The 12,110-nt window shown below is 66.2% G+C and carries 8 protein-coding genes; 7 read left to right on the forward strand and 1 reads right to left on the reverse strand.

Annotated features, from left to right (window positions below):
* The first annotated feature begins 81 nt into the window (after nt 1-81).
* Entirely contained in the window at nt 82-1,341 is a 1,260-nt protein-coding gene (locus RTI28_RS19950) for an MFS transporter (protein ID WP_316922015.1), read from the forward strand.
* Nucleotides 1,342-1,454: 113 nt separating this feature from the next.
* Here RTI28_RS19950 and RTI28_RS19955 read toward each other — a convergent pair whose 3' ends face one another.
* Nucleotides 1,455-1,772: a hypothetical protein gene (locus RTI28_RS19955; protein WP_316922016.1), complete on the reverse strand. Its 318-nt coding sequence runs from the start codon at nt 1,770-1,772 to the stop codon at nt 1,455-1,457.
* Between the two features lie 320 nt (nt 1,773-2,092).
* Here RTI28_RS19955 and RTI28_RS19960 point away from each other — a divergent pair, with 320 nt between their 5' ends.
* The 6 genes from RTI28_RS19960 (at nt 2,093) to RTI28_RS19985 (ending at nt 12,105) form a co-directional block, all read left to right on the forward strand.
* A complete protein-coding gene (locus RTI28_RS19960) occupies nt 2,093-3,097 on the forward strand; it encodes an AraC family transcriptional regulator (protein WP_316922017.1) in 1,005 nt (334 codons plus the stop codon).
* Nucleotides 3,098-3,204: 107 nt separating this feature from the next.
* Nucleotides 3,205-4,635, forward strand: a complete 1,431-nt coding sequence (locus RTI28_RS19965; RefSeq protein ID WP_316922018.1) for a coniferyl aldehyde dehydrogenase — start codon at nt 3,205-3,207, stop codon at nt 4,633-4,635.
* Between the two features lie 15 nt (nt 4,636-4,650).
* A complete protein-coding gene (locus RTI28_RS19970) occupies nt 4,651-6,003 on the forward strand; it encodes an FAD-binding oxidoreductase (RefSeq protein ID WP_316922019.1) in 1,353 nt (450 codons plus the stop codon).
* Between the two features lie 522 nt (nt 6,004-6,525).
* The gene (locus RTI28_RS19975) at nt 6,526-7,863 is read left to right on the forward strand and encodes a DUF1329 domain-containing protein (RefSeq protein ID WP_316922020.1); all 1,338 of its coding nucleotides are present in this window, start codon (nt 6,526-6,528) and stop codon (nt 7,861-7,863) included.
* 18 nt (nt 7,864-7,881) lie between these two features.
* Entirely contained in the window at nt 7,882-9,708 is a 1,827-nt protein-coding gene (locus RTI28_RS19980) for a DUF1302 domain-containing protein (RefSeq protein WP_316922021.1), read from the forward strand.
* Between the two features lie 45 nt (nt 9,709-9,753).
* Nucleotides 9,754-12,105 carry an efflux RND transporter permease subunit gene (locus tag RTI28_RS19985; RefSeq protein ID WP_316922022.1) on the forward strand — a complete coding sequence of 784 codons (2,352 nt, stop codon included), beginning with the start codon at nt 9,754-9,756 and terminating at the stop codon, nt 12,103-12,105.
* The last annotated feature ends 5 nt before the right edge of the window (nt 12,106-12,110 follow it).

Below are 12,110 nucleotides of genomic sequence, written 5' to 3' on the forward strand. Positions count from 1 at the left end.
GTTCCTTTCCATCGACCAGCCCCGGGCTCTGCCCGCCCGGGGCCCGGACCTTTGCTGCGCATGTCTATCTGGAGAATGAAAATGCTTGAAACCACGAGTCGTGAAAAAGAAGGTTCCTGGACGTATCAGGGATGGCGTGTCGCGCTGGCCGGCATGCTGGCGCTCATCGCAGGCCCCAGTGTCTTCCTGCTCAGCTTTGGAATCTTCGTGCAACCGATGGGGCGCGAGTTCGGCTGGACGGTCACGCAGATCACCCTGGCGATCACCCTCATGTCCTTCGCCCTGGTCCTGCTGGCGCCTTTGCAGGGATACCTGGTCGATCGCTTCGGCGCGCGCCGGGTCATCCTGCCGAGCATCCTGTGCTTTGCCGCCGCGGTGGTGATGATGTCCAGGCTGGGCGCCGATCTCTGGCTCTACTACCTGGCCTGGCTGGTGCTGTGCATTGCCGGGATCGGTTGCTACCCGCTCTCCTACCTGCGGGCGGTGGGGACCTGGTTCGATCGACGTCTCGGCTTCAGCCTGGGCATCGCCAACGCCGGTGTCGGTATCGGCGGTGCGTTGTTGCCGCTGGTCCTGGCCCTGGTGATTCCGGCGCTGGGCTGGCGCTGGGGGTTCCTGTGCATTGCCATGATGGCGCTGATCACCTTTCCCATCGCGTTCTTCTTCATCAGGGAAAACGCCCAGGCCGGACCTGCAAAGGTCGCGTCCGGCGCGCTCGAGGGCGTGGCGTTCGCCGACGCCATCCGCACCCGTGACTTCCAGCTGCTGACGCTCACGTTCATCCTCATGGGCTTCGTGACCACCGGGCTGATCGTGCACCAGATTCCGATCCTCACCGAAGCCGGCATTTCCCCTCAGCGTGCCGCCCTGATGCAGGCCACTTTCGGTGTGTTCGCCATTGTCGGGCGGGTCGTCACCGGCCTGCTGCTGGACTACATCTGCGCCCAGTTGCTGATGATGGTGGTGGTGCTGGGGGCGAGCCTGTCCTGCGTTCTCTACGCGGTCGGTGTCGGTCCGCAGCTGGCCTTCGTGGCGGCGGCGCTTGTCGGGCTGCTGCTCGGCGCGGAGTTCGACATCCTCGGCTTTCTGCTGAAAAAGCACTTCGGCATCCGCTCGTTCGGGCGACTGTACGGCATTGTCTACGCCGTCTTTCAACTGAGCGCCGGCATCGGGGCCGCGGTGCTGTCGCTGATGAAGGACTCGTTTGCCGGCTACAGCACCGGCCTGATGCTGTTCGCCGCGGTCCTGGTGGTCTGCGCGGGCACGCTGTTCTGGCACTACCTGCTGGAACAAGCGGCCAGGTCGCCGTCACGGCAGGTGGCGCCACCCACTCATCCGTGACTGCAGGCTGCCGGGCAACCTGGCGGTTGGGTGCGTGCGGGTGTTGTGCGTGAATCGTGACTGTCAGGCTCATATGAGCCTGACAATGGCGTGTGCCGGCAAAAGTTTCCTGATCAGGTTCTGATCAGTTTGAAACGATGGATCACCACCAGCACCGTTGGCCAGAACAGCGTATTGGCAATGTCATGCAGGCTTGCATCCCACCGCAAGTAGCCCAGGCTCGCCTTGTCTTCCATCAGATCGAACAGCTCGATGAGGCTCGCTCCCGCCAGCACCACCAGCCAGCTGCTGAAAGAGCCCAGGGATTTTCGGGTCATGCAACTGGCGGCGATCAGCAATGCCAGACCTGCATAGATATGCAGTGCATCCCTTGAGAGCGCAGTGACTGACATGATCTCGAGCTTGAGTGATTGCAGCGTGGAAAGGGGCATGGGGAGCTTCCTTGTTCTCGGTGATCAGGACCGGTACAGGGTAAAGCGGGTTTCACGAAGCAGGGAAGTATCCCCACAAACTCCTTCCGATACTCCCAAGGCAGCGACAGCAGACTCGCAAATGCCTTTGAGCAGCACACTCATCCGCGACTGCTCAACGCATCGCAACTCGCAGTTGCGTGCCTGCGGGTGTTGTGTCTGAATTGTGACTGCCAGGCTCATATGAGTCTGACAAGGATCATTTCCGGCTTTCTGTATCAGCGTGGTCAGCGCCTCTGGATTGCGGAGCCACCAGGCAACGATCGGCGAAGAACAACAACATGAAATCAGTGCGCACCGTCATCTCGGAAAACTTCTTCCGTCGCTTCAAGTCTGTTTTCGCCCCGCACCTGGGCGCGCTCGGCATCGACATGGCGCTGCTCGAGCGCGCCGACATCGAAATTCCCGGTGACCAGTACGTCGCGCTCTGGGAAGCCGTCGGTACTGCCCACCCCTCCATCGGTCTGGCCCTGGGCAGCCAGACCGACGCCGATGACTTCGGCGCCCTGGGCCACGCCCTGCATTGCGCGCCCAGCGTGGAGAAGGCGCTGATGACGCTGCACACCTACATCGTGGTGTTCGCCCAGGAGTCGTCCATCGACTACCGTCGCGAAGGGCGTCAGTTGCGCGTCGACTACCAGGTGCTCGACACCACCGTGGTCAATCGGCGCCAGGATGCCGAGTTCGCCATTGCCTCGATCCTGCGCCAGCTCCAGTTGATCACCGACAGCGATGTCCGGCCGCTGCGGGTGGACTTCGAGCACCCGCGGCCGGCGGATGTCTCGGTGCACCGGCAACTGTTCCGCTGCCCGCTGTTCTTCAACCAGCCGACCAACCGCATCACCCTGCCGGTCGAGGTCTTCGACCTGCCGGTGAGCCAGGGCAACGAGCGCCTGTTCAAGGCGCTGGAGCCTTATCTGCAGCAGGAGCGCGAACAGCGCAATGTCAGCGACGAACTGCTGCCGCAGGTCACCCGCATGATCGCCCTGGGCCTGGCGAGCGGCCTGCCGTCGCTGGACCAGGTCAGCGAATACATGGGCCTCAGCCGGCGTACCCTGCAACGCCGGCTCAAGGAGCAGGACATCGAGTTTTCGCTGTTGGTCGAAGAGGTGCGCCGCGATCTTGCCCTGGGCTACCTGAACCACTCCGACTACTCGATGACGCAGATTTCGCTGCTGCTCGGCTATGCCGAATCCGGCTCGTTCACCCGCGCCTTCCGCCGCTGGACCGGCCAGTCGCCGCAGCAGTTCCGTCAGGCCGGACGCAGCGCTGGCGCGGCCTGCTGAAAGTCTGGCACCTGCAGTCAATTCATCCGTCGACCCCCTCGATACCCTGAACGAAGCGCCGGCTGCCGCCCCTGGCAACTGGCCTCATTCATGTGAAGGGAGCGACGATGAACACAGCGATACACGCCAGCCCGGCCGACTGTGGCGAGGCCGCGGCGTTGCGCATTCTTTCGCTGCAGCGGGCCGCGCAGCGCGAGCAGCCGATTGCCACGTTGCAGGAGCGTCGCCAGCACCTGCGGCGCCTGGAGCGCCTGCTGCTGGACAACCGGGAGGCCATCTGCGCGGCGATCAACGCCGATTTCGGCAACCGCGCCCCTCAGGAAACGCTGTTGCTGGAACTGTTTCTCAGCGTCGATGGCATTCGTGACTGCCACCGGCGCCTGGTGCGCTGGATCAGGCCGCAGCGGCGTCGGGGCTCGCTGTGGTTCGCGGGCGCGCGCAACCGGGTGATCCCGCAGCCCAAGGGCGTGGTGGGCGTGATCGCGCCGTGGAACTACCCGCTGTTCCTGGTGATGGGACCGCTGACCAGCGCGCTGGCGGCGGGCAACCGCTGCATGGTGAAAATGGCCGCCAACTCGCAGCACCTGTGTGCGCTGCTGCAGCGGCTGGTGGCCAGGGACTTCGCCGAGGACACCCTGGCCATCGTGCCGAATGTCAGCGGCTCGGTGTTCTCCAGCCTGCCGTTCGACCACCTGATCTTCACCGGCTCGGCGGCCACCGGCCGCCAGGTGATGAAGGCCGCCGCCGCCAACCTGACCCCGGTGACCCTGGAGCTGGGCGGCAAGTCGCCGGTGATCGTGGCCGATGATTTCGACCTGAAGACCGCCGCGGCGCGCATCCTGCAAATGAAGACGGTGAACGCCGGGCAGACCTGCGTGGCCCCGGACTACCTGCTGATCCACGAAAGCCGGGTCGACGCCTTCGTCGAGCACTGCAAGGCCATCGTGCCGAAGCGCTATCCCACGCTGGGCGCCAGGGACTACACCTCCATCGTCGATCGTCCGGCCTTCGAGCGCCTGCTGGGCTACCTGGAGGATGCCCGCGACAAGGGCGCCAGGGTGGTTCCGCTGCTGCCCGGCCTGCGCAGCGACGCGGCCACGCGCAAGCTCGCCCCGGTGCTGGTGCTCGATGTCCGCGACTCGATGCAGGTGATGCGCGAGGAGATCTTCGGCCCGATCCTGCCAGTGAAGACCTACCGCAGCCTCGACGAGGCGCTGGCCTACATCAACGACCGCGACCATCCCCTGGCGTTGTACCTGTTCAGCCGGCGCCGCGCGGTGCAGGCGCGGGTGATCGCCGCCACCCGTTCCGGTGGGGTTGCCCTCAACGACTGCGGGCTGCACGTGGCCCAGCACGACCTGCCGTTCGGCGGCGTGGGGGCCAGCGGCATGGGCCATTACCACGGTTACGAAGGCTTTCTCGAGTTCTCCAAGCTGCGGCCGGTGTTCCAGCAGTTCGCCTGGCCGGCCTTTCGCCTGTTGTACCCACCCTATGGCAAGACGTTCGAGCGCCTGATTGGCCTGATGCTCGGTCGCTGACACCTGGAGCCTGGTATGCACGACAACAACAATGAACCCCGTTCCTTCTGGCAACACGACTATGGCGTCTACGTGCCCAACACCCGCCTGACCGAAGACCTCAAGGTCGATGTGGCGGTGATCGGTGGCGGCTTCACCGGGCTGAACACCGCCTGGCAGTTCAAGCGCGACAACCCCGGGGCCCGGGTGCTGGTGCTGGAGGCGGCGCTGATCGGCTTCGGCGCCAGCGGCCGCAATGCCGGTTTCAGTACCAAACTGTTCGGCCTGGAGCCGGAACTGGTGGTGCTGCGCTGGGGCCGGCAGCGGATGATCGAGGCCCACCGCTACCTGGAAAAGGCGGTGGCCTACACCCGCGAAGTCATCGACAGCCATGGCATCGACTGCGACTACCGGCATGCCGGGCTGCTGCGGGTGAGTTACGCGCCGCGTCAGCTGGCGCGCCTGGGCAAGACCCTGGAACTCTACGAATCGCTGGGCCTGGCTGCGGACATGCGCTGGTGCAGCGCGCAGCAGTTGCGCGAGGGGCATGATTCGCCGCGCTTGCTGGGCGGCATCCATGAAACCGAGACCGGCTACCTCGACCCTTGCAAGCAGGTGCGCGGGCTGAAGATGCTCGCCGCCTCGGTGGGGGTGCGCATCCATGAAGCGACTCCCGTGCTGGATATCGCCCGCGGTGACACCGCCATCGTGCTGCGCACGCCCCATGCCAGGGTAACCGCCGACAAGCTGGTGATCGCCACCAATGCCTATGCGCGGCAGATCCCCGGCACCCGCACCCTGCGGCAGCGCCAGTTTCCGTTATGGACCTACCAGGTGGTCACCGAGCCGCTGGGCGATGCGCTGTGGCAGAGCATCGGCTGGAAGGGGCGCGAGGCCTTTGGCGACAACCGGCAGATGCTGCACTACTTCCGCCCGACCGTGGATGGCCGCATCGTCATGGGCGGTGGCGATGTACGGGCCTATACCGGCAGCGCCATGGTCGAGCAACCGTCGCCGGCTACCTGGGCGCATTGCGAGGCGCACCTGAAGTGGATCTACCCGCAGTTGCGCGATGTGCGCATCGCCTATCGCTGGGGCGGGCCGGTGTCGGTGAATGCCGACATGGTCCCGGAAATCAGCTTCATCGACGATGAACGGCTGATCTACGCCGGTGGCTGTTTCGGCCATGGCGTGGCGCTGAGTCATCTGAACGGGCGGACCATCGCCGATCTGTTGCAGGGGCGCAGGAGCGAGCTGACCGATTTCTGGATCGTCAACCGCAAGGCCATCCCGATGCCGGGGGCCACGCTGTCGTGCTGGGCCGGGCGTACCGCGCGGCATGCGTTGCGGGTCTGGGATTGGTGGGAGGAGCGGGGGGTGAAGGGGTAATGGTGTAACAAGGTGCCTGTCTTGAGCCTTGCAGCGCCCTCCAGATCGAGCGCCGCCCGCGCGGCGCATCGCGGATGAATCCGCTCCCACATTGGTTGCAACGTGCCATGGCCTGTGAGAGTTGAGTTGCCAGCCTTTGTCTTGCGGCGATGCATCGCGGGGAGGCTGTTGGGTTCGGCTCGATATCGCGTCGTGCCGACAAGGCGGACAACCATGGCCTGTCAGGCATAGGTACGTTGCAACAAATGTGGGAGCGGATTCATCCGCGATGCGCCGCGCGGGCGGCGCTCGATTTCATGGGCGCTGCAAGACTTGAGGCAAGCACCTGGCTCGGAAATCACCTGGCACCAAATGACAACCCCCCTGGCGCCACCTGCCAAGCCCAGGACCGGACGCTTCCAATATTGTTTCTCTCGCAGAGCCGCAGCACCTTGGGGCCGCCCCTGGCGGCCCCGTTTTTCGCGCCTTTGCCTGCAGCGAACTGCCTTTCGATAACCACAAGAACCACGCAAGGAAAAGTTCATGAAACAACGCCCCCTGTCCCTGTTGGGCGGCGCGCTCCTGGCGCTGCTCGGTACCACCACCTCGTTCACCGCCTTCGCCGAACTCACCCCGGCCGGTGCCGAAAAGGCCGGCAATGGCGACGGCAGCATTCCGGCCTGGAGCGGCGGCCTGACCCAGGCGCCCGCCGGCTGGTCCCCGGGCCACGGTGATCCCTATGCCGCCGACCAGCGCCTGTACACCATCGATGCCAGCAACCTTGCCCAGCATCAGGCGCAACTGCCCGAAGGGCAGGTGGCGCTGATCAAGGCCTACCCCGGCTACCGCCTGGACGTCTATCCCACCCACCGCAGCTGCGCGCTCCCGGCCGACGTTGCGCAGCGCACCCGGCAGTTCGCCGGCCAGGCCAGTATCGGTGCCGATGGCTGGCGCCTGGAACGCGCCGCCGGGGCTGCGGTGCCGTTCCCGCAACCGAAAAGCGGCATCGAGGTGCTGTGGAACTACAAGCTGCGCTACATGGCCAAGGGGCGCAAGGCGCAGATCTCCTTCCTGCGCCGCGAAGCCGGTGGCGGGCTCACCGAGGTGCGCCAGTGGGCCAGCGAGTACTACCCCTACAACGACCCGGCGGTGACCAGCCCGCAGGATACCGGCGACATCGAGGCCAAGCTGCTCTACGACATCCAGTCGCCGTCGTCGCGGGCCGGCGAGATGTACCTGGTGCACGCGCGCCTCGACCAGCCGCAGAATGCCTGGATCTACTTCCCCGGCCAGCGCCGCGTGCGCCAGGCGCCGACCTTCGCCTACGACAACCCGATCGCCGGCTCCGACAACCTGTACTTCGTCGACCAGATCAACATGTTCACCGGCGCCCTGGACCGCTACGACTTCAAGCTGCAGGGCAAGCGCGAGATGATCGTGCCGTACAACTCCTACCGCCTGGTGGACAAGCGCAACACCTACGACAAGCTGATCGGCGAGCAGTACCTGGACCGCGACGTGCAGCGCTACGAGAAGCACCGGGTCTGGGTGGTCGAGGCCACGGTCAAGGCCGACAAGCGCCACTTGTTCGCCAAGCGCGTGTTCTATTTCGACGAGGACAGCTGGAGCCTGCTGCATGTCGACATGTATGACGCCAGGGGCAACCTGTGGCGGGTGCAGGAAGGCAGCCTGTGGGCCGATCCCGAGATCCAGGCCTGCACCGGTTTCGAGTACGTCAGCTACGACCTCATCGCCCGGCGCTACATCGCCGACGGTTTCACCCAGGAAGGCGCGGCGCCGGACCTGACCGCCGGCCTGCAGGGCCGGGTCAGCGACAAGCTGTTCAACGCCAACGAACTGCGCCGTCGCGGCGAGCGCTGATCGGCCGGAGACCAGACCATGAACAAGTACCTTTCGCGCGAATGGGCGAAGGCCACCGCGTGCCCGGCCCTGACCCTGGCGGTCGTCGGCCTGCTCGGCGCGCAGCCTTGCCAGGCCTTGACCTTCGGTGGCGAAGACGGCCTCTCGGGCAGTTTCGACTCGACCCTGTCCTACGGCTTCGCCAGCCGCCTGCAGTCCCCCGACTGCCACCTGCTGGGCAGCGACAACGGTGGTTGCAACACCGGCACCGGCAACGAACTGAGCCGCTACTACAACCTCGAACGCGGCAACGGCTACGCCAACGCCGACATCAACTACGCCAATGCCGACGACGGCAACCTCAACTACCACAAGCACGACGTGTTCTCCCAGGTGCTCAAGGGCACCCACGAGCTGAGTCTGCGCTTCGGCGAGGGCTGGAGTGCCCTGGGCCGGGTCGCCTGGGCCCGCGACTTCAAGATGGACGATACCCGCCGCAGCGACCTGGAAGGCCCGGCCCGCCGCGATGCCACCAGACGCTTCGACCTGCTCGACCTGTGGCTGGCGAAAAGTTTCGACATCGGCGAGATGCCGGCCAAGGTCAAGGTCGGCAACCAGGTGATCAGCTGGGGTGCGGAGCTGTTCATCAGCGGTGGCATCAACCAGATCAACGCCCTCAGCCTGCCCAAGTACCACACCCCGGGCACCCAGCTCAAAGAGGTGTTCATCCCCGCGCCGATGGCCTCGTTCAGCCTGGGGCTGAGCGACAGCCTGAGCCTGGAGGGCTACTACCAGTTCAAGTGGAATGCCTATGGCCTCGACCCGGTCGGCAGCTACTTTTCCAGCGCCGACGTCGCCGGCGAGGGGCGCCGGGCGATCTACTACCCGACGAACTACGCCGAGGGCCTGCTGCCCGGCATCTGCGCCGGCACGCCCACGGGCCGCTGCGGCGACCCGTTGAGCAGCGGCCTGAGCCACGAGCAGATCGTCGCCAGCGGCCTGGCGGTCCCCTACGGCGGTGAGCGCAAGGCCAGCAACCGCGGCCAGTACGGCCTGGCCCTGCGCTGGATGGCCGAGTCGATCGGCACCGAGTTCGGCCTGTTCTACCAGCGCTACCACGACAAGCTGCCCTTCATCGGCTACACGGCGCGCAGTAACCCGGACGCCCTGGTGGTGGACGACTACTTCATCGACTACGGCGAGGACAAGGACCTCTTCGGCCTGTCCATGAATACCCTGGTGGGGCCGGTGGCGGTGGCCGGCGAGCTGTCGCTGCGGCCCCGGGACAGCGTGGGCATCGACCCGACGGTGCCGTTCGGCCAGGGCCTGACCGGCCGCTTCAACCACTACAGCGTGTTTGACCGCGGCGAGCACCGGGGCTTCATCGAGACGCGCAAGTGGCAGGCCGACCTCAACGCCACCTACACCTTCTCGGCCAACGACCCGCTGGGCTTCATTCCCGGCGCCCTGGGCGCCTCCGATGCGTTCCTGCTGGCGGAGGTGGCGCTGGTGCGCTATCCGGGCCTGGACCTGTCGGGCGAGGTGCCCTACGTGATGCCGGACTACTCGTTGCCCGACCGCACCTCCTGGGGCTACGTCACCGAGTTCGGGGTCAACTACCCGAACCTGTTCGACAGCGGCGTCACCGTCACCCCGCAAGTGGACTTCAGCCATGACGTCAAGGGCACCACACCCAACGCCATGCCCTTCGTCGAGGGACGCAAGTCGCTGACCGGTTCCTTGCTGTTCAACTACCGCGATCGCTGGAAAGGCGGCCTGCAGTGGGTGCGCTACTGGGGCGGTGGCGACAGCAACCTGATGGCCGACCGCGACTTCATCAGCGGCAACCTTTCCTACTCCTTCTGATCCGACCGCCACGCGCACCCAAGGCGCGTGGCGGGGAGGCTATTCATGCTGGCTTATCTGGTCTCGGCGCTCGAGCGCCTGGTCTTTCGCCATCGCCTGGCGACCCTGGGGTCGCTGGCGCTGGTCACTGTGCTGATGGGGACGTTCGCCGCCCGCCTGGAAATGTCGGCGGGCTTCGACAAGCAACTGCCGCAGCAGCACCCCTATATCAAGACGTTCAACGAGTACCGCGACGTGCTGTTCGGCGCCAACCGGGTGATCGTGGTCCTGCGTGCGCGCCACGGCGACATCTGGAACAGCGCGGCGTTGACGCGCCTGCACGACCTGACCCAGACCCTGTTCTTCCTGCCGGGCATCGACCGGCGCAGCGTCACCTCGCTGTGGACGCCGAACACCCGCGCGGTGCAGATCACCGAGGAGGGCATGAAAGCCGAGGATGTGGTCGGCGGTGATGTCACCGTCGCCACCCTCGACGCCCGGGCCATCGCCGGGATTCGCGAGCGCACCCTGGCCGGCGGCTTTGTCGGCAGCCTGGTGGCCAACGACCAGCGCGGGGCGATGGTGGTGGCCGACCCGGACCCGGCCACCGGCAAGCGCCTGGACTACCTGGCCTTCAGTCGCGAACTGGAAACCCAGGTGCGGGCGCAGTATGCCGATGCCGATTTCGACGTGCAGATCATCGGCTTCGCCAAGCAGATGGGCGATATCGGCGCCGGCGCGCGCAGCGTGGTCGAGTTCTTCGCCCTGGCCTTCGTGCTCACTGCGCTGGCGGTCTATTGGTACACCCGCTCCTGGCGCCTGACCCTGCTGCCCCTGGCGTGCTCGCTGGTGTCGGTGGTGTGGCAGTTCGGCACCCTGACGCTGCTCGGCTTCGGCCTCGACCCGCTGGCGATCCTGGTGCCGTTCCTGGTGTTTGCCATCGGGGTGTCCCATGGCGTGCAGCAGGTCAACTTCATCGCCAAGGAAGTCTGTGCCGGCGCCGATGGCATGACCGCCGCCCGGCGCAGTTTCGTCGGCCTGATGATCCCCGGCACCCTGGCCCTGATCACCGCCTTTGTCGGCTTCGCGACGCTGGTGCTGGTGCCCATTCCGATGATCCGCGAGCTGGCGATCACCGCCTCGGTGGGAGTGGCCTACAAGATCGTCACCAACCTGGTGATGCTGCCGCTGCTGGCCAGCTACTGCCGTTTCGACGCGCGCTACGTGGCCCGGGTGGAGCGCCTGCGGGCGCGCCGCGAAGGGCTGATGAGCGGCCTTGGGCGCATCGCCGAGCCACGCAACGCGGTGCGGATGACCCTGCTCGGCGCGCTGCTGATGGTGGTGGCGGTGTGGCAGAGCCAGGGCCGGCATGTCGGCCATGTGCTGCCGGGGGCGCCCGAGCTGCATGCCGATTCGCGCTACAACCAGGATGTCGAGCAGGTGGTCAGCCACTTCGCCCTGGGCCTGGACCTGTTTACCGTGGCCGTGGCGACACCGCCCGGTGGCTGCTACCGGCATGACGTCATGACCTATGTCGACCGCCTCACCTGGTACCTGGCGACCCTGCCCGGCGTGCTCTCGGCGCAGTCACTGCCGGCCATGGCCAAGCTGGCGGCCGCGGGGGTGAACGAGGGCAACCCGAAATGGGCGGCGCTGCCGGCCGACGAGCTTTCCCTCGGTGAGGCGGTGCGCCAGGTGCCCGAGGCGCTGCGCCTGTTCGATGCCGACTGCAGGGTGCTGCCGGTCAACCTGTACCTGGCCGACCACAAGGCCAGCACCCTCAAGCAGGTGACCGCGGCCATCGAGCAGTACCGCCAGGCGCATGCGCTGCCCGGGGTGACGGTGCGCCTGGCCAGCGGCAGCGCCGGGGTGCAGGCGGCCACCAATGCGGTGGTCGAGGGCTCCGAGCTGCCGATGATGCTCTACGTGTACCTGACCATCGTGCTGCTGGTCGGGCTGGTGTACCGCGATTGGCGGGCCATGCTCGCCTGCTGCCTGCCGCTGACCCTGGCGACCTTCCTCGGCTACTGGTTCATGAAGGCGCTGGATATCGGCCTGACCGTGGCGACCCTGCCGGTGATGGTGCTCGCCGTGGGCGTCGGGGTGGATTACGCCTTCTACATCTACAACCGCCTGCAACTGCACCTGGCCGCCGGACGCGACATCGTCGCCGCGTTCCAGCAGGCCCTGCGCGAGGTAGGCGTGGCCACGGTGTTCACCGCCCTGACCCTGTCGGTGGGGGTGGCCACCTGGTCGTTCTCGGCGCTGAAGTTCCAGGCCGACATGGGCCTGCTGCTGACCTTCATGTTCATGGCCAACATGCTCATGGCGGTGACCCTGCTGCCGGCGCTGGCGGTGGTCCTGGAAAGACTGGTTCCGCGACGGGGGCCGGTTCGCGCGCCCCTGCTCGCGCATTGAGAGGG

The organism is Pseudomonas sp. zfem002 (assembly GCF_032621685.1).
Taxonomy (GTDB): Bacteria; Pseudomonadota; Gammaproteobacteria; order Pseudomonadales; family Pseudomonadaceae; genus Aquipseudomonas; species Aquipseudomonas japonica.